At 44.6% G+C, this 23,462-nt stretch carries 25 protein-coding genes; 22 read left to right on the forward strand and 3 right to left on the reverse strand.

The window, feature by feature from the left end:
• Positions 1-147 precede the first annotated feature (147 nt).
• The 7 genes from trhA to trmD all read left to right on the forward strand — a co-directional run bounded on the left by trhA (position 148) and on the right by trmD (position 5,011).
• A complete protein-coding gene (gene trhA / locus ASD24_RS21930) occupies positions 148-795 on the forward strand; it encodes a PAQR family membrane homeostasis protein TrhA (protein ID WP_056700522.1) in 648 nt (215 codons plus the stop codon).
• 257 nt (positions 796-1,052) lie between these two features.
• Positions 1,053-1,403 carry a putative DNA-binding protein gene (locus ASD24_RS21935; protein WP_056700524.1) on the forward strand — a complete coding sequence of 117 codons (351 nt, stop codon included), beginning with the start codon at positions 1,053-1,055 and terminating at the stop codon, positions 1,401-1,403.
• A 69-nt stretch (positions 1,404-1,472) separates the two neighbouring features.
• Positions 1,473-2,849, forward strand: a complete 1,377-nt coding sequence (ffh, locus tag ASD24_RS21940; protein WP_056700526.1) for a signal recognition particle protein — start codon at positions 1,473-1,475, stop codon at positions 2,847-2,849.
• 54 nt (positions 2,850-2,903) lie between these two features.
• Positions 2,904-3,176: a 30S ribosomal protein S16 gene (gene rpsP, locus ASD24_RS21945; protein ID WP_056700527.1), complete on the forward strand. Its 273-nt coding sequence runs from the start codon at positions 2,904-2,906 to the stop codon at positions 3,174-3,176.
• A 23-nt stretch (positions 3,177-3,199) separates the two neighbouring features.
• The gene (locus tag ASD24_RS21950) at positions 3,200-3,430 is read left to right on the forward strand and encodes a KH domain-containing protein (RefSeq protein ID WP_056700529.1); all 231 of its coding nucleotides are present in this window, start codon (positions 3,200-3,202) and stop codon (positions 3,428-3,430) included.
• Positions 3,431-3,729: 299 nt separating this feature from the next.
• Positions 3,730-4,242 (forward strand): ribosome maturation factor RimM, encoded by a 513-nt coding sequence (gene rimM / locus ASD24_RS21955; RefSeq protein WP_056700531.1) that lies wholly within the window; start codon positions 3,730-3,732, stop codon positions 4,240-4,242.
• Position 4,243: 1 nt separating this feature from the next.
• Positions 4,244-5,011: a tRNA (guanosine(37)-N1)-methyltransferase TrmD gene (gene trmD / locus ASD24_RS21960; protein WP_056700533.1), complete on the forward strand. Its 768-nt coding sequence runs from the start codon at positions 4,244-4,246 to the stop codon at positions 5,009-5,011.
• A gap of 217 nt (positions 5,012-5,228) precedes the next feature.
• Here the strand turns inward: trmD and ASD24_RS21965 are convergent, their stop codons facing one another.
• On the reverse strand, positions 5,229-6,185 hold the full coding sequence (locus ASD24_RS21965) for a polysaccharide deacetylase family protein (protein ID WP_056700535.1): 957 nt from the start codon (positions 6,183-6,185) through the stop codon (positions 5,229-5,231).
• A 203-nt stretch (positions 6,186-6,388) separates the two neighbouring features.
• Between ASD24_RS21965 and ASD24_RS21970 the strand changes: the two genes are divergently transcribed.
• The 11 genes from ASD24_RS21970 (at position 6,389) to ASD24_RS22015 (ending at position 16,325) form a co-directional block, all read left to right on the forward strand.
• Positions 6,389-6,781, forward strand: a complete 393-nt coding sequence (locus ASD24_RS21970; RefSeq protein ID WP_056700536.1) for a hypothetical protein — start codon at positions 6,389-6,391, stop codon at positions 6,779-6,781.
• 276 nt (positions 6,782-7,057) lie between these two features.
• Positions 7,058-7,399: a 50S ribosomal protein L19 gene (gene rplS, locus ASD24_RS21975; protein WP_024630190.1), complete on the forward strand. Its 342-nt coding sequence runs from the start codon at positions 7,058-7,060 to the stop codon at positions 7,397-7,399.
• Between the two features lie 478 nt (positions 7,400-7,877).
• Positions 7,878-8,498 (forward strand): signal peptidase I, encoded by a 621-nt coding sequence (gene lepB, locus ASD24_RS21980; RefSeq protein WP_056700538.1) that lies wholly within the window; start codon positions 7,878-7,880, stop codon positions 8,496-8,498.
• A 116-nt stretch (positions 8,499-8,614) separates the two neighbouring features.
• Entirely contained in the window at positions 8,615-9,478 is an 864-nt protein-coding gene (gene ylqF, locus ASD24_RS21985; protein WP_056700541.1) for a ribosome biogenesis GTPase YlqF, read from the forward strand.
• A 548-nt stretch (positions 9,479-10,026) separates the two neighbouring features.
• Entirely contained in the window at positions 10,027-10,758 is a 732-nt protein-coding gene (locus ASD24_RS21990; RefSeq protein ID WP_235540751.1) for a ribonuclease HII, read from the forward strand.
• A 62-nt stretch (positions 10,759-10,820) separates the two neighbouring features.
• On the forward strand, positions 10,821-12,878 hold the full coding sequence (locus ASD24_RS21995; RefSeq protein WP_056700543.1) for a hypothetical protein: 2,058 nt from the start codon (positions 10,821-10,823) through the stop codon (positions 12,876-12,878).
• Positions 12,875-13,183: an EscU/YscU/HrcU family type III secretion system export apparatus switch protein gene (locus ASD24_RS22000; protein WP_056700545.1), complete on the forward strand. Its 309-nt coding sequence runs from the start codon at positions 12,875-12,877 to the stop codon at positions 13,181-13,183. The genes ASD24_RS21995 and ASD24_RS22000 overlap by 4 nt, the downstream gene beginning before the upstream one ends.
• Complete coding sequence (locus ASD24_RS22005) at positions 13,177-13,575, forward strand: YraN family protein (protein WP_082560505.1); 399 nt, start codon at positions 13,177-13,179, stop codon at positions 13,573-13,575. Before ASD24_RS22000 ends, ASD24_RS22005 begins: the two co-directional genes overlap by 7 nt.
• 458 nt (positions 13,576-14,033) lie before the next feature.
• A complete protein-coding gene (locus ASD24_RS30415; protein WP_156395520.1) occupies positions 14,034-14,195 on the forward strand; it encodes a hypothetical protein in 162 nt (53 codons plus the stop codon).
• A 61-nt stretch (positions 14,196-14,256) separates the two neighbouring features.
• On the forward strand, positions 14,257-15,480 hold the full coding sequence (locus ASD24_RS22010; RefSeq protein WP_162248966.1) for a carboxypeptidase-like regulatory domain-containing protein: 1,224 nt from the start codon (positions 14,257-14,259) through the stop codon (positions 15,478-15,480).
• Between the two features lie 293 nt (positions 15,481-15,773).
• Positions 15,774-16,325, forward strand: coding sequence for a nitroreductase family protein (locus ASD24_RS22015; protein WP_056700549.1), 552 nt, complete (start codon positions 15,774-15,776; stop codon positions 16,323-16,325).
• A gap of 294 nt (positions 16,326-16,619) precedes the next feature.
• Here the strand turns inward: ASD24_RS22015 and ASD24_RS22020 are convergent, their stop codons facing one another.
• Positions 16,620-18,224 carry a YifB family Mg chelatase-like AAA ATPase gene (locus tag ASD24_RS22020; protein WP_056700551.1) on the reverse strand — a complete coding sequence of 535 codons (1,605 nt, stop codon included), beginning with the start codon at positions 18,222-18,224 and terminating at the stop codon, positions 16,620-16,622.
• 255 nt (positions 18,225-18,479) lie between these two features.
• Positions 18,480-18,908 carry an organic hydroperoxide resistance protein gene (locus ASD24_RS22025; RefSeq protein WP_056700552.1) on the reverse strand — a complete coding sequence of 143 codons (429 nt, stop codon included), beginning with the start codon at positions 18,906-18,908 and terminating at the stop codon, positions 18,480-18,482.
• A gap of 224 nt (positions 18,909-19,132) precedes the next feature.
• Between ASD24_RS22025 and ASD24_RS22030 the strand changes: the two genes are divergently transcribed.
• The 4 genes from ASD24_RS22030 (at position 19,133) to dprA (ending at position 23,398) form a co-directional block, all read left to right on the forward strand.
• Positions 19,133-19,588 carry a MarR family winged helix-turn-helix transcriptional regulator gene (locus ASD24_RS22030; protein ID WP_056700555.1) on the forward strand — a complete coding sequence of 152 codons (456 nt, stop codon included), beginning with the start codon at positions 19,133-19,135 and terminating at the stop codon, positions 19,586-19,588.
• 241 nt (positions 19,589-19,829) lie between these two features.
• A complete protein-coding gene (gene sucC / locus ASD24_RS22035; protein WP_056700556.1) occupies positions 19,830-20,990 on the forward strand; it encodes an ADP-forming succinate--CoA ligase subunit beta in 1,161 nt (386 codons plus the stop codon).
• A gap of 99 nt (positions 20,991-21,089) precedes the next feature.
• On the forward strand, positions 21,090-22,019 hold the full coding sequence (gene sucD / locus ASD24_RS22040; RefSeq protein WP_056700558.1) for a succinate--CoA ligase subunit alpha: 930 nt from the start codon (positions 21,090-21,092) through the stop codon (positions 22,017-22,019).
• A gap of 248 nt (positions 22,020-22,267) precedes the next feature.
• Complete coding sequence (dprA, locus tag ASD24_RS22045; protein WP_056700560.1) at positions 22,268-23,398, forward strand: DNA-processing protein DprA; 1,131 nt, start codon at positions 22,268-22,270, stop codon at positions 23,396-23,398.
• The last annotated feature ends 64 nt before the right edge of the window (positions 23,399-23,462 follow it).

Raw genomic sequence — 23,462 nt, forward strand, 5'->3', positions numbered from 1 at the left:
ACAGATACAATATTTTTGGAACACAACGTAACGTATACATGACCCTATTGCCGTTGATAAGCGTATGCTCTACATGTTTATCTGCGGCAATAGGTGTATAATGGAATAAAAGTGAACTTAAAATAAGGGTTAGAAAGGACGGTTGATATGGCCAATACCTATACCTATTCCCGCCGTGAAGAAGTCGCCAATGCAGTAACTCATGGGATCGGTGCTGCGCTTAGTTTGGCTGCATTGGTACTATTAATTGTATTCTCCAGCATGAAAGGTACGGCATGGCATGTGGTCAGTTTCACGATCTATGGGATCACGATGCTTATGCTCTACACCAACTCAACGTTGGTACATGCACTTAAAGAGGGTAAAGCCAAAGACTTATTTGAGTTTTTTGACCATTCTTCTATTTATTTGTTTATTGCAGGAACGTATACGCCCTTCTTATTAATTGCTGTCCGCGGGACACTGGGGTGGACATTATTTGGAGTCATTTGGGGCATCGCATTATTCGGCGTGATCTTCAAGGCGTTCTTTACGAAAAAGTTTCTGTTTATGTCCACGATCTTCTATATTGCCATGGGCTGGCTCATCGTCATTGCTTGGCAGCCACTTGTAGCTGCAATTCCTTCAGGAGGAATCGTGTTATTGGTAACGGGTGGACTGATGTACACGCTCGGAACGCTGTTTTATGTGTGGCGTGGATTCCCGTATCATCATGCCATCTGGCATTTGTTTGTACTGGCGGGCAGCATTCTTCATTTCTTCGCCGTACTTTTATATCTTACACCTCTAAGATAGTAACAATGAACGAAATGAACGAATCAGCTCTTTTTAGAGGGGGTTCGTTTTTTATTGGGATAGCAACGTAGTGAAAGAAGGATATAAGGAGCATTAATACTGATTATTTAACCTTATTTTTGAGTAGCTTTATGCCTTGAAAAAGGCGATTTTATTGTGACAAGTATTTTTGCTTGACATCCTGATTTCTTTTCGGTATTATTAGGAACGTTGCAAGAGTGTAAAGTGTTTCTCCTTGACGAAGGGAGTGCCCCGATATGAGTCAAGAAAATAGGCTTGAGAAGACAAACCGAATTAACTTACTGTTTGCTTTTTATGAACGTTTACTGACAGAGAAGCAACAGACCTTTTTAAAGTATTACTTTCATGATGATTTCTCGCTCGGTGAAATTGCATCCGAGTTCGAGATCAGCCGCCAGGCGGTATACGAGCATATCAAGCGTGCCGAACAAGTGCTTGAAAATTACGAAAGCAAGCTTAGCTTGTTAGAAAAGTATGAGCGTCGCAATCGTAATCTTGAAGATTTGCAAAATGCATTGGAAGACATTGGTGTCTCCATTGATAACAACAAACCAATAAACGATATTGTTCAGCAGCTTAGAGAATAGAACGGTTTTGAGCACTGAGCGAAACGTAACGATCTTACAAACAGTATTACAGCTTAAGGAGGTGGGATCATGGCATTTGAAGGATTAACGACCCGATTGCAGAATGTGTTCAGTAAACTGCGCGGCAAAGGCAAGGTGTCTGATGAAGATGTTGCCGAAGCGATGCGCGAGGTGCGTCTGGCATTGCTTGAAGCGGATGTAAACTTCAAAGTGGTCAAGGAATTCATCGCCAAGGTGAAAGAAAAGGCTGTCGGTAAAGAAGTGATGGATAGCTTCACACCAGGAATGGTGATTATCGACATCGTAAACAAGGAACTCACGGACTTGATGGGTGGAAGTCAGTCGAAGCTGGCTAAAGCGAATAAGCCTCCAACAGTTCTGATGATGGTTGGTTTACAGGGTGCAGGTAAAACGACCACATCCGGTAAACTCGCTAAGATGCTGCAAAAGCAAAATAGCAGACCATTGCTTGTAGCGGGAGATATTTATCGTCCTGCAGCGATTAAGCAGTTGCAAGTGCTTGGTGAACAAATCAAAGCGCCTGTATTCACACTGGGAGATCAGACAAGCCCTGTAGAGATTGCACGTCAGGGATTGCAGCATGCAAAGGATAACGGTAATGATTATGTTATCATTGATACCGCAGGTCGTTTGCACGTAGATGAAGAACTGATGGAAGAACTTCGTCAGATCCATACTGTAGTTAACCCAGATGAGGTTCTGCTTGTTGTAGATAGTATGACAGGACAAGATGCTGTTAATGTGGCAGAACACTTTAACAAGCAGCTTGATTTAACCGGTGTTGTACTGACAAAACTGGATGGAGATACTCGTGGTGGTGCGGCGCTTTCTGTCAAAGCCGTTACGGGTTGCCCAATCAAGTTTGCTTCTCTTGGTGAGAAGCTGGACGCACTTGAGCCTTTCCATCCGGAACGGATGGCTTCACGGATACTCGGCATGGGCGACATGCTCTCTCTAATTGAGAAAGCACAGTCGAACATTGACACAGAGAAGGCCAAGGAAATGGAACGTAAGATGCGTAATGCTGAATTTACGTTTGAGGATTTCCTTGAGCAGATGGATCAAGTGAAAAAGCTTGGACCAATTGATCAGATCATGGATATGATTCCTGGCATGGGCAAGATGAAACAAGCTAAAGATCTGAAGGTTGATGACAAGCAGATGGGTCGAATTGAGGCGATTGTGTACTCGATGACAACAGAAGAGAAACGTAACCCGGAAATGATTAATCATAGCCGCCGGAAACGGATTGCTACGGGGAGCGGAACATCTCTGGCTGAAGTTAACCGACTGATCAAACAGTTTGATGAAATGCGCCGCATGATGAAACAGTTCTCGGATATGATGGGGCCTAAAGGCGGCAAAAATAAAGCGATGAAGCAACTCAAAGGATTAGGCAAAGGAATGAAGTTTCCTTTCCGTTGATACTAGCTGAGTTGAAGTAATAATCAGATTTCATTGAAGGAGGTGAATTTTCAAATGGCAGTTCGTATTCGTCTGAAACGTATGGGTGCTCACAAAGCTCCTTTCTACCGCGTAGTGGTATCGGATTCCCGTTCCCCACGTGACGGTCGTTTTATCGAGGAGATCGGTTACTACAACCCGGTTGAACAACCGGCTGTTGTTAAGATCGATGAAGATAAAGCATTGCAATGGCTTCAAAATGGTGCGCAAGCATCCGACACTGTCCGCAACTTGCTGAGCAAAGCGGGCGTGATGAAGAAGTTCCACGAGTCTAAACTATCTAAATAAGGTGCTGATTCGGAGGGTCATCTATGGAAGAATTAGTAAGTGTAATTGCTAAGGCTTTGGTCGATCATCCGGAAGATGTGACGGTTCGGACGGTTGAGAAAGACCGGCTTGTCGTGTATGAGTTAACCGTGCATCCTGACGATGTTGGGAAGGTCATTGGTAAACAGGGACGTATCGCAAAGTCTCTCCGTACAGTCGTCACATCAGCAGCAGTTAAGATGGATAAACGGGTTACCGTAGATATCATATCTTAAAGATATACGAAAGGGGGTTAGGATGCATGTCCTAGCCCCTTTTCGTGCATGCTGAACTTAATGTATATTGGATATTAAATAAAAATATTTTTTGGTATGAGTGACATCGGGAGCAGTGTAGGAGACGGAATCGATTCTGGAGAAGCGTTAGCGTTCACCTTTATCACCACATTTTCACCTTTTATAATAGTTCAAAAAATGAGGGGATAACAGTGATCGGAAGAACGAACCGTCGCTGGAACGGCCATTCGAGAGTCGAAGTACCTATTTAATTTGATTGAATTTCGTAGGAGGATTGTATGGCAGAATTTATGAATGTAGGTAAAATTGTAAACACTCATGGCATTCGTGGAGAGTTGAAAATCATGCCGTTGACGGATTTCCCAGAAGTACGGTTCGCTGATAATGCAGAACTATATTTCTTTACAGCGGATAATCATCCGATCTTGGTGCATGTAGAATCTGCACGTCTGCATAAAAATATGTATATCGTTCGTTTGAAAGAGTACGGAAACATTAATGAAGTAGAAAAGTTCAAAGGCGGGATGGCTAAAGTATCCAAAGAAGATTTGGCCGAACTCGAAGAGAATGAGTACTACTTCCATCAGATTGTAGGATGTACTGTCATTACGGAAGAGGGAGATACACTCGGAACGATCTCCGAAATTCTAACGCCGGGTGCCAATGACGTATGGGTAGTCAAAACGCCAGCAGGTAAGGAAGTTTTAATTCCAGTAATTGATAATGTCGTGCTCCATGTTGATGTGAAGGAGAAACTGGTTAAGATCCACCTTATGGAAGGGCTGCTGTAGCATGAAAGTAGATGTATTAACTTTGTTCCCGGAAATGTTCGATGGTGTATTCGGGACGAGTATTCTTGGTAAAGCTCAGACTAAAGGACTTGTTTCTCTGAATGCGGTTAATTTCCGCAATTATGCTACCAATAAACATAACACAGTAGACGATACGCCATATGGGGGCGGAGGCGGTATGGTGTTGAAGCCTGATCCGATCTTTGCTGCTGTGGAGGATATCCTTGGTCAGCGTGAAGAGGCTACTGTGCCTACGATGAAGGCGCCACGTATTATTCTGATGTGTCCACAAGGGGAGACGTTCACACAGCAAAAGGCAGAAGAGCTTGTGCAAGAGGATCATCTTATTTTTATATGTGGACATTATGAAGGTTATGATGAGCGTATTCGCGAATTTCTGGTTACGGACGAGTTGTCCATTGGCGACTATGTGTTGACGGGTGGAGAGTTACCAGCCATGGTTGCTATTGATAGTGTTGTACGTTTGATTCCAGGTGTACTCGGCAATGAAACGAGCGCAGTGACTGACTCGTTCAGTACAGGACTGCTGGAGTATCCGCATTATACACGTCCACCGGAGTTTAGAGGTATGAAGGTGCCAGACGTGCTGTTATCAGGTCATCATCTGAATATCGATGCATGGCGCCGGGAGCAGTCTCTGCTACGTACATTGGAACGCAGACCTGATATGCTGGAAAGTGCGGAGTTGACGGATAAAGAACGAATTTGGTTAGAAGAGCTTCGTTTGAAAAAAGAGAAATCAGAGTAGAAAAAGGCTCTCTATACTGACTTTAGATACATTGCATTACAGATGTAGTGAAGTGTTGATCGGATAAGTTCATATAAGCATTGTATGCATAAGTTGATTAAGCACCATGGACTCCACTTTGTGAATGATTAGATATCAGGCGAAAGGCCTAGCTACAGCCGTTATGGCGGTATAGCTAGGCTTTTATTTATACACATGCTGCTTTAATGTGTTGAGTTTAGTTCGCCTCAGTAACCGATTCAGCATCTTGATTAGAATCCGACTGCAGTAATGTAGGCAGATCCGTGCCAGTAGTTACAGTAAGACGTGGAAGCCTCATTAAGTCGGCACCGGGCTTCACCATTCCCTGAACAATGGTAAAGGCCATGCGGTAGCCATTTTGCTGCAAATAGTAGATCATCTGTGTGCTGGTATATCCAAAAGGATAAGCAATATAAGGTGTATCAATGCCTGTCTGCTTCATCTGCTGAATATCATCACTAAGTAGGCTAGTATCCAGACCAGCGGGCACGAGCTGACCACATCGCATGAAACCTTTATGATGCAGATTATAGGTGTGACTGTTATATTCAAATACATCTGAACCGGCTGTCATCTCTGGTTTGGATAAGAACGTATCTTTGCTTGAGTCAAATACAGAAGGCTGAGCCTGAATCTTGTTTCCAATCACAAAAATGGAAGCGTGGAAATCATACTTCTTGAGAATAGGATAGGCAAGTGTATAGTTGTTCTGGTAACCATCATCAAAGGTGATTACGATCGATTTGGAAGGTAATGAAATTCGTCCATTAACGTAGTCTTCCAGCTCTTCAAGTGTGACCGTATGGTAACCTTCGTCATGTAAGTATTTCATGTTTTTTTCAAAGTCTTGCAGACTAATCATAGATTTGTTTTGTTTCTTCAGAGCATCCATATGAGGTTCTATGTAATGATACATCAATACAGGAACTTCTGTGGCAGTACCTGGCGCAACTTGAAATGTAGTGGCATCAAGAGTAGGTGTGCTGTTATATTCGGAGTGGGATAATGAGAATGCTTCACGTTTCACCATATCCCATGATGTGCAAGCTTTGTGCGCTAATGCGTTGGAGGGGTGATTAACGGCATAGACATACACCGTGGTCAGACAGGTAAGTACAGTTAGAGCAACAAGCAAACATTTTTTCCATTTCATACGATCGTGGTTCTCCTTATAAAAAGATATCAGTATAATCCATGGCATAACTAGCCCTATTTATCATAGACGAACATGGCCGCGTGGAAGTTACAGTATCTTAGCCGGTTGTAGGGTTGACTTTGTTCTGCGAATCTGATTGTTAAGCATTCTAATCTTGAGAATGTGTCTATTGGTTTAGCTGAGCTGTAATAGGAGAGATCATGAGAATCATGAAAAGTCGCCAAAAAGTTATGACTACGGTTGTGTGCATATTATTATTGGTTGTCACTGGAGTGACTTGTTTTCAATTACCTACATCAGAGCAATTGAACCAGTATCACTCAGCGGGGATTATTAAACTCGTGGATAAGAAGGACAAGCCGATGAAGGTTGATGATTATAAGGTGCAATTCACCCTGTCGCTGGAAAGCTTGACAGAGGAAGGGCCGATGGAGGTAACATTTGATGAGCAGACTAGGGTGTATTTGGCGAAAGGACACGAGCTGGAAGGTGTGACAATATCTCAATTGAAGCCTGAGCAAAAAATTGATGTCACGTATGAATTTCCAAATGATCATATCATTAGAGCAAGTGAGATTGTCATTCAGCAATAATCAAGATATCGGAATGAGATGTTTATAAGAGGAAAGTTTCTTCAATGAAAATTATTAAAATAAAGTGATTAATGGATACCTGGTTATATATTTGGGAATAGTTATTGGTTCATAGTCAGAACACAAATAACCTGCTACATTTGTCTTGTGTTTTGACATGCTACATGATACAATAAGTCTGTTGTGTGGAATACGGCGGTCCTCTATGGATAATGAAGGAGACAAGGTGATCTCTGGAAGAAGTATGAACGCCTGTACGGAAGGAGGGAGTCATAGATGAATATCGTTCAAGCGATTACACAAGAACAACTTCGTAAAGATATTCCGAGTTTTCGTCCTGGTGACACTTTGAAAGTGCACGTTAAGGTAATCGAGGGAACTCGTGAGCGTATCCAATTGTTCGAAGGTGTTGTGATTAAACGCCGTGGTGGTGGAATCAGTGAGACTTTTACAGTTCGTAAAATTTCTTACGGTGTAGGTGTGGAAAGAGCTTTCCCGCTTCATTCCCCAAAAATCGATAGAATCGAAGTGGCTCGCCGTGGTAAAGTGCGTCGTGCGAAGCTTTATTATCTTCGTGAACTACGCGGTAAAGCAGCGAGAATTAAAGAAATTCGTTAATATAACGGATACCGGGGAGGGCTTGGAGACAAGCCCTTTTCGTTTTTGTCTGGGAAAAGTTGAACCGGAGGTACACTTCCGAGTAAAATGGTATGGCGGCACACGTAAGAGTTAGTCCGGGAGGTTTGAATTAATCAGTTATTGATGTCATTTAATTGTGGTTTGAATGTACGGAGTTCTTGTGTGAGCATTTTGCATAAATCCAATGAGCGACTTATAATTACCAAAGATTACATTTTTAGTGAGTTGTGAAAAAGATTCATTCGTCTTCACATTGGCTTACACGGGAGTATATGCCCGTCTGAAATACCGTTTCCGAGAGCAAGTGGAATCGAATTATGCAAAATGCTGGCGTATAGATTACATAACTGATGAGATTATTTTGTATCTGTTTCGATCTAGATGGGAATGGAATGATGCAAAAATCTGGATTTGCAAGCTGCTATAAACATGTACCGTGAAGAGAGGAAGATCAGTGATGGAACATGAAGTTCAACCAAACCAAGGCAATGCTGTCGATGAAAAAGACAGTCGATCCAAAAAAGCTAAAAATGAAATTGTCGAGTGGCTTAAAGCCATTGTTATCGCATTAGTGCTCGTTATTTTGATTCGGTGGTTGTTATTCAAACCATTTGTCGTAGACGGACCGTCTATGCAGCCGAATTTTGAAACAGGTGAACGTGTCATTGTTAATGAAATATTATACGATATCCGCGAGCCGAAACGTGGCGAAGTTATTGTCTTCCATGTACCGTCCGAAGGTCGAGATTTCATTAAGCGTGTTATTGCAGTCGAAGGTGACACGGTAGAGGTAAATGATGATACGGTAACAGTCAATGGTCAAAAAGTCAATGAGACTTATATTCAAGGTGCGATTGATGCCGCTGAAGCAAATGGCGGAACGTATAACGTGAAGGATTTCCCGAATGATCAATTCCCGGATGGTAAAGTGCCACCAGGACATGTGTTTGTAATGGGAGACAATCGTCCTAACAGTACAGATAGCCGTATGATTGGTTATGTATCTCTAGAGGATATTATCGGTCGTGCCGATGTAATTTTCTGGCCGGTCGGTAAGATAAAATGGATTAACCATTAATAGTGATACAGGACTTATGGCAGACTATGTAATGTGAATGATAACGGGAATATTAAGGCAGAGCTTCTCGAAAGAAGGACTGTCTTAGATTAGAATGATAAAGAGGTGAGGACAAGGTGACGATACAATGGTTTCCAGGTCATATGACCCGAGCCAGACGCCAGATTCAGGATAAGTTGAAGCTCATTGACGTGGTCATCGAACTGTTGGATGCCCGTCTGCCTGTCTCCAGCCGTAATCCGATGATTGACGAAATATTGCAGGGGAAACCCCGTATGATTCTGTTAAATAAGTCTGATTTGGCAGATGCCAAAGTGACGCAAGAATGGATTGACTATTTCAAAAAAGAAGGAATAACTGCTTTTCCTGTAGATGCTTCAACAGGCACGAATGTAAAAGATATTCCTGTACAAGCGAAGCTTCTTCTAAAAGAAAAAATTGATCGCCAGCTAGCTAAAGGGGTTAACCCTCGTGCGGTTCGTGGATTGATTGTAGGTATTCCAAACGTTGGTAAATCGACGCTGATTAATCGACTGGCAGGCCGAAGTATTGCCCTGACAGGGGATCGCCCGGGTGTGACGAAGGGGCAACAGTGGATCAAGGTAGGCAAAGAGATGGAACTGCTAGATACCCCTGGTATTCTATGGCCGAAGTTCGAAGATCAGAACGTAGGTTATCGCCTTGCGGTAACAGGTGCCATCAAAGAAGAAATTTTGAATGCCGAGGATATTGCCTATTTTGCGATTAGTTATTTAATGCGTTATTACTGGAATGCTCTTGAAGAGCGTTACGGACTTGAGGATTTTTCCAAGGATGCAGATGATTCAGACAGTGTCATAGCAATTATGGAAAAGGTTGGACGCATTCGTGGTTGTATTGTAAGCGGAGGGCGTGTTGACCTTGAAAAGGCATCAAGAGCCTTTTTGCGTGAACTGCGTGCTGGCAAGATGGGACGCTTCTCAATGGAAGCTCCATATTAATCAATATATTGTAGGAAGATGAACTGTATACTCAGTCTTCTTATATGGAACAAGTGCCGAAAGAAGCGGCCGTTACCGGATTACCGGGAGCGGCCGTTTTTTTGTATACAATAGGCGAGATATCTAATTCACTAAACCATTTGCGTGAGAATAGCGAGAGGCGAATTAATAGGAAACAGAGGCATAACTTATTTTAAAAAGTTAGATCTACGATGTAACTTCCCCCACAAGTTTCTTACAAAGGGCGTTATTTGGAAGATTTTAAGCATTGCTTAGATTGTGTCATATGTATATGAGGACAAAACGAATCATGGTATGATGAATGGTGAAGTAAACGGACAAGGACGGATGCAAAGTATCTTCAATTTAAATAAACAAATGCCGATAAAAATAATAAATCTAATTCTTATTTCTATATCATTAATATGTAACAAGTTGTCTACTAAATTAAATGTTGTTGGTGAACATGTATGGTTCAGTAACTCTAATATTTTAATGGATAAGCCAATGTATATCTGAATGAATCTGATAAATATGTTATTGCAAGCATGGGTAGAGGAGATGAAGGTAAGATGACTCATAACGATAAAGAAGTTGAACTTATTCAGTTAGAAGTCCTGGATAAACCAAAGAAGAAAAAAGAAAAGGTGGCCGCTGAACCAGAAGATCTGCTGAGATATGAACGAGAGTATTGGGAGAGTGGATTCGAACATATTGCTGGCATTGATGAAGTCGGTCGGGGATGCTTGTTTGGAGATGTGGTGGCGGCAGCGGTCATTTTACCTCGGGATCTGATTATAGAAGGTGTGAATGATTCCAAAAAGCTGTCGGAGAAAAAACGCGATATGTTGTTTGAACTCATTATGGAAAAAGCGATATCCGTCGGTGTTGGTTTTGCGGATGCAAAAGAGATTGACCATCTTAATATTAAACAAGCGACTCGTCTCGCGATGAAGCGGGCAGTGGAAGGGCTTGGGGTCCGACCTGACTATCTCTTCGTAGACGCGGAAAAGGTCGATGTGATTATACCTCAGATGTCGATCATTAAAGGAGATGCCAATAGTCAGTCCATTGCTGCAGCATCCATTATTGCCAAGGTGACCCGGGATCGACTGTGCAAGGAAGAATGGGAGACGTTATATCCGGATTATGGTCTGTCGATACATAAAGGCTACGCCACAAAATTCCATCGGGAACAGATCATGGCTTTGGGAGCTACCCCTATGCATCGCCGTAGTTTCCTAGGGAATTTGTTAGGGGAGCAGCAAACGTTATTTTAATCTATCTAAGTTCAACTAACTTGAGTTGAACTTAGATAGATTAGACGAGAGGAGGGGAAGTCGTGAATATCAGCTCAATGATTCGAGGGCTACTCGGGGACAATAAACCAGGTGAAGCCAAACCTCTTGAATTGAAAGAAGGACAGGTGGTACGTGGATCTGTTCTCAGTGTGTCGGATGATGGCGGAGATGCCGTTCTGCAAATACAGGGAGTACAGGTGAGAGCCAAGCTTGAGACGCCTCTACGCCCAGGGGAAACCACGTTGCTTCAGGTACAGCCACAGGGAGAGAATGGCATCACTGTGATGAAACCGCTGGCTAATACGTTGGCGGAACTGCCTCAAGCATCGTTGAACAATCTGCTTCAAGAAGTAGGTTTGTCTGATACGAAAGGGAATCGTGGATTGTTACTGGCTATGCAGCGCAGTGGATTACCTCTGACTAAGGATAATGTAGCTATGATTCAAAATATGATGACAGCTAAGCCTGCACAGGTTCCGGTGGAGGAATGGGTGCAATCGACGGGAATTGCTTTCCAGCGGGGGCTTCCAATTACTGCGGAGACTGTTAAAGGGTTGCACCAGGCAGTGTTTGGTCCACCCTTGCATCAATTGTTGAATGGACTTGCAGACCAGCTAGAATCCTTTCTTACGCAACAGGCAGGCAAGTCGGCTACAGCCACGGGAGAACAAGCTGGTGCGGCGAAGACAGCGATTAACCAGGGAGCGGCAATGCCCGTGACGGGAAGTCTGCAAGCAGAAGAGGCTGCATTGCCTGCTGGTGCAGGGCGCCCTTTAGCAGCAACGAATGGAGCAGGACAGGCACCCGTTGCAGTTGGGGGAACCCCTGTTATGACTGATGGCGAAGCAGGAGAGGCGGGAGCTCCATCAAAGGCGACCGGACAACCGCCAGCAGCAGGCACAGGTAACGCTACGGAGTCTGCTGGCGTGAAGGCGGGAGCCAGCCAAGTGGAGACGGCTGGCAAGCAAGGAGCAGGTATTCCGGCGGGAACCGGAATACCTGGGGAGAGCCCGCGTGGTGCTGAAGCGGGCTCTGTGGGTCAGGGCCGCCCAGGTGCACCAGGGGAGGCTGATCCTATGGCTGGCCGCGCAATCGCGGGACAGCCAGAAGCAAGTGCTGCCGGGCGAACTGCCGGCAGCACTGAGGCCATGCCTGCGGCTGCGAGTGCAACGCCCGCAGCCGCGCAGGCAGCGCCAGCAGCAGCAAGCGCAGCGGAGCTTGCGCCTAAGCTGCTGGCGCTGCTGGATGCGCTGCGCAGCGCATCCGCTGCCGCACCGGCACAGCCGGGTGCGGCAGCCCAGGCCGCCCCTGCATCGCAGGGCGGCCAAGCCGCTGCGGCTGCCGGAGGCGTGCCGCAGCAGGTTCCAGCCAGCGCTGATACGCCGCCGGCTGGTGGAACTGCCGCAGCTCCTGCAGGTGCTGCGGCAGCGCCCGTAACCCACGGGGGAGACCCGTGGGTGGGGCGTGTGTTGAAGCTGCTCGGTGCAGAGCACGAGCAGCAGGCAGTGCACGGCGCAGCTGCGCAAGCGCGCGTGGGCGACGTGGCGAGTCCGGGAACCGCGGACACGCTGAAGGGATTGCTGCTGCAGTTAGCCAGCAGCGACAATGCCCCGGCGGCACTCAAAGATGCCGCCGGGCAGGCTGTGCAATATTTAACGGGTCAGCAATTACTGCTGACAACCGATCGAAGCTCCACCTTTGCCCAGATGCATTGGTTCATTCCAATTACCGGCCCTGATGGGGAGGAGACGGCTTCAGTTCAGATTCAATCTCGCAGAGGCCAGCGCGGCGAACTGGATGCATCCAACTGTCGTTTGTGGTTTGACTTAGATATGAAGAGTCTGGGGCCAACGTTAGTGGATGTGCATGTCGTCAACAATATAGTCAGTCTGCGTGTGCTTAATGATCGGGAAGGCATGGGGCCACTACTCGAAAGTGGGCGTGAAGTCATTCATACGGCTCTTGATAAGCTAGGCTACCAACTGCTTACCTTTAAGACAGAACCTTGGCCGGTAGGCCAGGAACCTGGTGCAGAACGTAAAATTAATGCGTCGGATTATAGCCCTGAACGGTACAAAGGGGTGGACTTTAAAATATGAAAGATGAGCCGCAGCCGGATCTGCTTTCCAAAAAGGCTGTTGCCTTAAAATATGTACCAGGGGAAACAGAAGCGCCTGTTGTCGTGGCCAAAGGTCGTGGCAAAGTAGCAGAAGCCATTCTGGATAAAGCCAAGGAAAATGGTGTGCCTGTTCAAGAAGATGCGGCTCTGGTAGAGGTGCTCTCTAAGCTGGATCTAGATGAACAGATACCGGCAGAATTATATCAGTTAGTAGCAGAGGTATTAACCTACATTTATAAAGCTGATCGCATGGCTTCTGGACGGGAGGAACAAAACGATTGGTAGATCATATACCAGAACATCAATCCACCCCTAAGCTTACACGTCAGCAAAAAGGGAAATTAGGCGAGCGAGCAGCTTGTCGATGGCTACAAGAGCATGATTACGAGATCGTAGTCCAGAACTGGCGTTGTCGTAGTGGGGAGATCGATATTGTTGCTACGTTTGAAGGACTCGTCATTTTTGTTGAAGTCCGAAGTAGAAGCGGAGTAGGGAGATACGGTACACCACAGGAATCGGTTGATTTCCGTAAGGTGCAACAGGTTCGTTCAACGGCGGCAGTGTATATGCAAAGGACTGGAGAGCTCAATCGGCAAATCCGCTTCGATGTTATTGCAGTGATGCAAGATGCGACTGGAGAAGCCATTTCCATAGAGCATATTGTCAATGCGTTTTAGAGCCGCTTCAATCTCAGTTGAAGGCATCACTCACCGGCTTTTCGCTGCAACTCAACTGTGTTTCGTTCTCTTGAAGAACCTCAGTAAGATGCTTGCGAAAAAATTCTGATCCGATACGTAAATTCGGCAAAATCTATTCCTCTCGGAGTTCTAAGATACAACTAAATCAATGAGGTTGAAAACGGACTTTATTGCCACGAACATCGTCGTGGTAGTGAAGTCTTTTTTTGTTGATAGACAATACCTCATCGTTCTATGGGTTCCAATCAATAGGGTCAATTTTTAGATCCGTAATACTTCAATCTGTCTCGTTCTAATTCCAACATCTATCCTGATTGAGTTATTCGTTAGAGTTTGGATATTTGCAGTGAATTCCATATTGTAATTGAATGATACAAATTGTATCATATATCGTGGGAAATAACAGAAAAGAAGATTGAAGGTAGGAGGAGAGGAAGATGGAAAAAGAAACAAACAGAATGGATAGCAAAGTTAAGCGTTGTTGGCAAACGCCCAAAATGGATGTGTTGGAGGTGCAGCATACCCTGAGTGGTGGTGGGGGAATCTGGCATTATGTATGGGACGGAGAATTTTGGAAACTTGAATTACTTACAAGCTAACACTGACTGGCTGCTGTATGACAAGACCCATAAATAGACTAATGAGGTGAAACCCATGTTTATGAGTAAGTGTTCAAAATGGATCTCTCGATCGTTCATGCTGTGCTTCTTTTCGATCTTACTTAGTGTTGTGTACGCTGGAACGTCCTACGCATTGGAGCAAGAAGGAGCCTCCTCCACCGCACAAGAAAATAATGCCCAACAACCAGCCATTATTCATGGGAAAATAACGGATCGAGAAGGTTACAGCGTCCCTCATGCCAAAGTGGATTATGAGCTTTATTATCGGGGCGATACGACCAAACACAGTCTGTTCGCTGATGAAAACGGAAACTATCGCTTTGAAGCAGTCGTTGAAGATTATACAGATCTGACATTGTACGTTGAAGCAGATGGCTTCATTACCTATGCATCCTATAGGCAATATCAAAATTATACGTTAAGTCCTGGGGATGAAGTGAACATCGATGTAAGTCTATATGAGCCTTCTACCATTGTGGGCACGGTAACAGATCCAGCGGGTCAGCCGATTCCTGGTGCAGCAATTAAAGTGACAAGTATAACAGATCGTGTAATACAGACGGATGCAAATGGAAGATATACGGTTACGGGCATCGATTACGATTATAACGCGAACATCGCCATCTGGATCGATAGTCCGGATCATCTTCCGTATCTACAAGACCGTCTAGGCATTGATGCTGGTCAAACGTTACGTATCGATGTAGTACTGGAAGATGCTGCTCATGTCAGAGGACAGATTGTTGATGCTAGTGGGAATCCGGTAGCAGGCGTCAAAGTTAGTGGGTACACAGAACGAGCCACAACCGATGTTCAAGGCTATTACTTACTTAAACGGATTCCAACAGGATCGATTACAATCGTTGCGGAAGCAGCTGGTTACCCCAAACATAGTAAACTAGCAAATTTAACTCCGGGAGATCATAATACCGTCGATTTTGTATTACGCGTAAACCAAGATATTCAGCCTCCAGTAACCAAGTATCGTCTGGTACCATTAACAGAAACGATTAATGGAAAGCTATATATTGTTGGCTTTACGTTTAGATTGCAAGCCACGGATGAAGCTAACGGATCAGGCGTAAAGATAACGCAATATCGTTACAATGGCGGAGAATGGATGACCTATAATGGTCCTGTTAAATTTTATGCAAATGACGTAAAGTTGGTGGAATACTACAGCACGGATGTGGCAGGGAATGCGGAGAAAATGAATAAAATGGACTTTGTAAATGGTATCTTTGAAGGTGCCGGCTCGTACTAAGTGGCTCTTACTAGAAACCGTAGGAACGTTGCCAGTTAAATAGGTGTGAGTAGATCGATGCTTTTAATCTCTGCATTCCTCTCGAGGGGGCAGGATTGAGAGCATCTTTTTTTATGATTATAGGTAACAAATGAAGAGAAGACTCAGAACAGTCAGCTTTTTTGAATCCGGTGAACAGAACGATGTATAATGAAGAAGCAACTTAACAGGTTGGCAGTTTTATATCAAATCATATGCTTGGTTTACAAGCTGTTACACCATAATTTAAACAAGAAAGCCTAGGAGGTTATGTTATGAGCAAATCAATTCAGACAGAAAACGCGGTCATTGAGGCGATTAAAAATCGCCGGACGGTCAAAAAGTTCAAAAAAGACGCGGTGCCAACAGACAAAATTATTGAATTATTAGATGCAGCCGTATGGGCTCCGAATCACAAACTGCGCGAACCTTGGCGGTTCCTTTTGTTTACTGGGGATGGCCGCAATAAGCTAGCTCAGGCTATTGATGCTGAGATGGGAGAAGATAATAAATTCTCAGCTAATATTAAGCAGGTTCCTGCGGTGATGTTGGTTGTACTGGAAGAGGATCCACGCCAAAATATTTGGGATGAAGATTTTGCTGCGGTTAGTGCGCTCGTACAGAACTTTCTACTTGCAGCCTGGAGTGAAGAGATTGGCACATTCTGGGTAACGAAACCATTTTTATATGCTCCCAAATTTCGTAAACCGCTCGGTATTGAAGCAGGCGAAAAGATTATTGGCATGATTTATATGGGATACCCGGATGTTATTCCTTCAGCTAAAGAACGTACACCGGCAAAAGATAAGCTGACTCTATTTGAATAATCTATTTTCATAACGTAGGTTATGTAAAGTTGTTTATATTTTGTCGACGTTTGGTGAAGAATGAGGTGACACAAATCGCCCCAATTTACGCTGTTTTCCCTTCTACATGGGAATGCTACATAGGTTGAATTTATCCATTTATGGCAGAAACAATGACCCTATGGACAGTTTGTTTTCTTGGGTTTTGGTCGTAAACGTGTGTTCATTCAATCTATCAGCAGGCGTAAATGGGGCTATTTGTTAATGTTTGAGTTGAACCGCCCCCTATTAACCATGTGGATTACGGCATTCATTTTAAAAGATTTTAAGATCCAACTGACGATATTGAATGGCTTCAGCCACATGCGCAGTAACCACATTACCCTCATTTTCAAGATCAGCTATCGTCTGAGCCATCTTCATGATTCGATCATGTGCACGCATGCTTAGATTCATGGCCTGTAATGTATTTTGCAGCAATTGCTCTGCCTCCTGAGGTAGAACAATCATGCGGCGTAGCAATGCTCCAGAAAGCTGGCTATTCCAGTTAACACGTGTATGTACGTAACGTTTCTCTTGAAGCCGATGAGCGTGCATGACTTTGGCTTGCATCTCATTAGAGCCAAGAGATGGGGCAGCCTTACGCCATTCACCTGGAGGTGGAACTTCGACTTGAAGGTCGATTCGATCAAGCAAGGGGCCTGATATTTTGGCACGATATGCTGCAACACGGGAAGGACTACAGATACAGCTAAGGTCATCGGTTTGTGCGGATAAATATCCACAAGGACACGGGTTCATAGAACAGGCGAGCATAAACTGCGCGGGAAACGTGAATACTGCCCTGGCTCGGCTAATCGTCACCGTTCGATCCTCCAATGGCTGACGCAATACCTCCAGCACTTGACGTTGGAACTCAGGTAGTTCATCCAAAAACAAAATGCCACGATGTGCCAGACTTACTTCACCAGGCTTCGGAATACTGCCGCCACCAATCAATCCCGAAGTTGAGATGGTGTGATGAGGAGAACGGAATGGCCTTTGGCTGACGAGTCCTTGTGATATTTCTTTTAACTTACCTGCAGCACTTAAAATTTTGGTTACCTCAAGGGCTTCCTCTTCGGAAAGGGGAGGGAGAATGGTAGGTAGCCTTTTAATCAGCATCGTTTTGCCTGTGCCTGGTGGGCCAACAAGGAGAATATTATGCATGCCTGCAGCAGCAATCATCAGTGCCCGTTTCACATGATGCTGCCCTAATACGTCGTGATAGTCCTCGAGTGAGGAGTCCTCTGGTTGTCCACCTTTATCCGGATCGATCACTTCTATTGCATCCTTAGACGATAACAAGTGGTTGTAGTCTTTCAAAATGAGTGGATGATTATTTGCTTTTGTTTCTACAGCGTTACCTTTACCAGATTCAATTTGCGGTATAACATCTTGCAGATGTCGAATCCCATACACCTTAATGCCTCGGATTAGAGCAGCCTCTGCCAGATTCTCCTTTGGCAGCAGGACAGAAGTGAAGCCGCCCCTTTTAGCAAGATCAACCATAGCAAGGATACCAGGTACTGAACGCACGGTGCCATCTAGAGCAAGCTCGCCAAGGATAAGCGTTCGTTCTTGTGGAGGGAGCATGAGTTGTCCACTAGTGACAAGCAGACCCAATGCAATAGCCAGATCAAAGGAAGAGCCTTCTTTGCGTAAATCAGCAGGAGCTAGGTTAATCGTAATTCGCTGTAGTGGGTACTGGAAACCACAATTTTTAATCGCTGCCCGGACACGCTCCACAGCCTCACGAATGGCTGAATCTGGTAGCCCAATAATGGCTGTCTGAGGTAACCCGTTTGATAAATCGGTTTCGACCTCAATCAATACGCCATCAATTCCGTACAAACAAGCACTATGTATCTTACCGTACATAATAAAAGAAACACCTCACTTCGTTCTTGACTCTGCATAGCGCAGGCCAGTCTTCGAATTAAGGTGCTTCCTCATCTTCTATTATGCATTTTATATAAAAGAAATCAGGGCGTCAACTCAGGTGTTCGTCATGATGACATCGAACGAGATTCCTGATTCCTGAATTGTTATGAGATCAACCAGAAATTCTTCAGAGAATTACGAATGAAAACCAAACGTCTTATATATAAGGCATGCAAATGAAATATTAATGTTTTAAAGTACGTTCAGTTCAACAACAATGTTTCCACGGGTTGCACGGGAATAAGGGCATGCTTGGTGAGCAGCTTCGACTAATTTTGCAGCAGTTTCTTTGTCTACACCTTTAGCTAAAACGTCTAGTGTAGCCGCGATTCCGAAACCGCCATCTTCAACTTTACCAAAGTGGACCGTGGCCGTTACCTCAGTACCTTCAAGTTTAATTTTCTGCATACGAGCTACCATGTTGAGTGCACTGTCAAAACAAGCCGCGTAACCTGCTGCAAATAATTGCTCAGGATTCGTACCTTCACCACCAGCACCACCCATTTCTTTAGGGGTACGTACGTCTAATCGAAGTTCAGGACTAGAGGATTCTACATAACCGTTACGTCCGCCTACGGCTCTAACTGTCGTTTCATACATTTTTTGTTGAATCGTCAACATATCATTCCACTCCTCTGCAAACAATTATATTTTATACAATTTAATTTAACACTATTAAATATAAAAGTAAAATAATTTGTGCTCAATTATTCTGTTTTTTTTCTAATTTGTGATAAGATAGATCTAGAGTTTCTAATCATTTGCAACTTCAAGTAGCTAACTTAGGCGTGAAAATGCGGATTAATTAGGAATTGAATGCACAATTAGGCAGGTGAGATCAAGATATGCAGAATGATTCATTGAAGTTGGATAACCAATTATGCTTTGCCATATATGCTTGTTCACGGGAGATTACCAAGATGTACCAGCCTTATCTAGAGGTGCTGGGTGTAACATACTCACAGTATTTAGTGCTGATGGTGCTATGGGAGCGTGAAGAATGTACGGTGAAAGAAATCGGGGAGGCGCTTTATCTCGATTCGGGGACATTGACTCCTCTGCTGAAACGCTTGCAATCTGCAGGTCACATCCATCGTGAACGTTCAGCGCAGGATGAGCGTAAAGTGCTTATTACATTAACCGACTCAGGTAGGGAATTACGGAACAAAGCTTTGGCTATACCGTCCTCGATCCAAGGAGATGCTTGTTTGAATAGTACCGAGTTTGAGGCTTTGCTAGGACAGTTCAAAGGGCTTTTGCATAAGGTGCATGAGACCAATATGAAAGAGTCCAGAAAATAACCACCAAAATGATGACGAACCTTCGACATATTAGTCGGAGGTTTTTCCATTTATATCCAAGCATTCGCTAAATGGGATGATATCCATATCAAAATGCTGTCTATTAACCATTAATTTTTTAAGGAAAGCGTTTTAAAAACGTGTTACAATGAATTGGGTTTAAGTAAAAATAGTCAACATTTGTCTTTTGTTAGTCAACCAACCCGCCTTGTTGCAGTCATGTTGATAGGAGGATTCGAGAATGAATATCCATGAATATCAAGGAAAAGAAGTACTGAAACAGTATGGAGTTGCCGTTCCTAATGGAAAGGTTGCTTATACAGTCGATGAAGCGGTCGCGGCCGCAGAGGCACTGGGCAGTCCGGTGACTGTAGTCAAAGCGCAAATTCACGCAGGTGGCCGGGGTAAAGCCGGCGGTGTGAAAGTGGCGAAGAGCACGGATGAGGTTCGTGCGTATGCATCTGAAATTTTGGGGAAAGTGTTGGTTACACACCAAACTGGACCTGAAGGTAAAGAAGTGAAGCGTCTTCTGATTGAAGAAGGATGCGATATCCGCAAAGAGTACTATGTGGGTGTTGTTGTGGATCGCGCTACGGGACGTGTCGTTATGATGGCTTCCGAAGAGGGCGGTACGGAGATCGAAGAAGTGGCTGAAGCTACACCTGAGAAAATTTTCAAAGAAATCGTTGATCCTGCAATCGGATTGCAAGTGTTCCAAGCACGTAAACTGGCTTACAGCATTAATATTCCAAATGAATTGGTTAACAAAGCTGTGAAGTTCATGTTAGCGTTGTACAAAGCATTTGTCGAAAAAGATTGCTCCATCGCTGAGATTAACCCTCTTGTTGTTACAGGAGATGGAAACGTTATCGCACTGGATGCGAAACTCAATTTTGACTCCAATGCGCTGTTCCGTCACAAAGACATTTTGGAACTTCGTGATCTGGATGAAGAAGACGAAAAAGAAATCGAAGCTTCGAAATACGACCTCAGCTACATAGCGCTGGATGGAAACATCGGCTGTATGGTTAATGGTGCGGGACTTGCGATGGCAACGATGGACATTATCAAATATTATGGAGGCGACCCAGCCAACTTCCTTGATGTTGGGGGCGGTGCGACAACGGAGAAAGTGACAGAAGCGTTTAAGATCATTCTGTCCGATGCTAAAGTTGCAGGTATCTTCGTTAATATTTTCGGCGGCATCATGCGCTGTGATGTCATTGCCAATGGTGTGGTTGAGGCTGCGAAGCAGCTTGGACTTACGAAACCACTGGTTGTCCGTCTTGAAGGAACGAATGTGGAGCTTGGTAAGCGTATTTTGGGTGAATCTGGCCTAAATATCGTACCAGCTGACTCCATGGCCGATGGTGCACAGAAAATTGTTGCCCTCGTGAAGTAAGCTCATTCCTGGGAAGGTTGCACCCAAGTAGTGCAACAAACTTCCTTAGTACCGGAGCTGTCCGGTACTTGAAAAATAACCGTAAGGATGTGAAGCAACGTGAGTATTTTGATTGATAAAAATACAAAAGTCATTACGCAAGGCATTACGGGTTCAACGGGAATGTTCCACACGAAGGGCGCATTGGACTACGGAACCCAGATGGTAGGCGGTGTTACTCCGGGTAAAGGCGGAACCAATGTTGATATCACACTGGAAGATGGCCAAGTGGTGAGTCTCCCGGTATTCAATACAGTGCAGGAAGCGAAGGAAGCGACTGGCGCAACAGCGAGCGTCATTTATGTTCCCCCAGCTTTCGCAGCAGATTCAATCATGGAAGCTGTAGATGCAGAGCTGGATCTTGTCATCTGTATCACAGAAGGTATTCCTGTGCTTGATATGGTTAAGGTAGATCGTTTTATGGAAGGTAAAAATACCGTCCTGATCGGCCCTAACTGTCCAGGTGTTATTACACCAGGCGAATGTAAAATCGGAATTATGCCAGGATACATCCATATGCCTGGACATGTTGGTGTCGTTTCCCGTAGTGGAACATTGACGTATGAAGCTGTACATCAACTCACCACTCGTGGCATTGGACAATCCTCTGCTGTCGGAATTGGTGGAGACCCTGTTAAGGGCTCTGAGTTTATTGATATTCTCAAACGGTTCAATGAAGATCCGCAGACTCATGCAGTCATTATGATTGGTGAGATTGGTGGTACTGCTGAAGAGGATGCAGCAGAATGGGTGGCAGCTAACATGACCAAACCTGTTGTAGGGTTCATCGGTGGTGTTACAGCTCCTCCAGGCAAACGTATGGGTCACGCTGGCGCAATCATTTCTGGTGGTAAAGGTACGGCTAAGGAAAAAATTGCGAAGCTTGAATCTTGCGGTATCAAGGTTGCGCCTACGCCAGCCGAGATGGGATCTACACTTGTCAGTGTGCTTGAAGAACGTGGTATCCTGAATTTGTGCACGACACATTAATTCTTTTCCGTTATAATAGAAGAAACGGTACAGGAAACTCGTTTTCCAGGTAACCGGCTTTGTGAATACGGAAAAGGTAAGCAACCTTTTGTCCTAATTAAGGGCGAAGGGTTGCTTTTTTGCGTTTTTTTACTCGGCTTACTCGTGAGAAGAGAGAGATTCTTTTTAGAGTAAACGCTTGCAATCCGTTGTCACAGCCTACACAATATGAGGGAAGAACTTCTTCCCGAACCGGGAGGTTTTTGTTTATGGAGGAGAGATGGGTTTTATTTGGTTTGCATGAGATGGATGGGGTCGGTAAAAAAACGATCGCGAAGTTATTATCTGGACAGCATAAGCTCCAAGAGCTATTAGATTATACGGAAGCCGATTGGTTGCAGGCGGGTCTGAGGAAGGATCAGGCGCATCGCCTTTCGGTGCATTTTGACCTTGACTGGATAGAGCAAAAACGCGAGAACGTTTACAAACAGGGGATTGAGGTTATAACTTATCTGGATTCCAATTACCCTATATTAATGAAGGAAACCGTTCAGCCTCCATGGGTATTATATGGTCGTGGAGATATGCAGCTGCTGCATTCTAAGTCCATCGCGATGGTAGGTACCCGTATGCCGACTGTATATGGTCGTAAAGTTGGAGAGCGACTGGCCGAGGAATTGTGCAAGGCAGGCTTGACCATTGTCAGTGGACTGGCTAGAGGTATTGATAGCGTGTGTCATGATGCTGCTTTGCGTGCAGGTGGCAAAACGATTGCAGTATTCGGAACAGGCATAGATTCGATCTATCCGCCTGAAAATAATAGTTTGGCTGAACGCATTGCCGAAACGGGTCTACTTTTGTCAGAATACCCTCCAGGTACTCGAGCTCACCAGGGATTGTTTCCCGAACGGAACCGAATTATTGCTGGCTTAAGTCTAGGGACGTTGGTGGTAGAAGCTGACATTCGTAGTGGCTCACTCATAACGGCTGATGCAGCATTGGATGCGGGTAGAGATGTATTTGCAGTGCCAGGTCCTATTACATCGCCTAAGAGCAGAGGGTCACATAATCTCATTCGACAGGGCGCAAAATTGGTCACTTCTGCAGCCGATCTGTTAGAAGAGTATCAAATGGACTTGCCAAATCCCGAACAAGTTCCTTACAATAGAGGACGTTCGACGCAAAATAAACAGTCTGTTACAGCGGGAATGTTTCCTCCGGCAACCCTCTCTTCGGACGAGCAGAGAGTAATCGCCATACTGGAACAGGAGGAACAGTCCTTAGATCAACTTGTTGAACGGCTTAGTTGGGATTTTGGACATTTGCATTCAGTTCTGTTATCTTTAATCATAAAAAAGCAGATTAGCCAATTACCTGGAACTAGATATGCAAGGGTATGACGATGCTGTGACGTATGCAGCGTGTGAATATAGATTATTAACGGAAGTTAACGGCTATGATGAG

The organism is Paenibacillus sp. Root52, assembly GCF_001426865.1.
In the GTDB taxonomy this organism is placed as follows: domain Bacteria; phylum Bacillota; class Bacilli; order Paenibacillales; family Paenibacillaceae; genus Paenibacillus.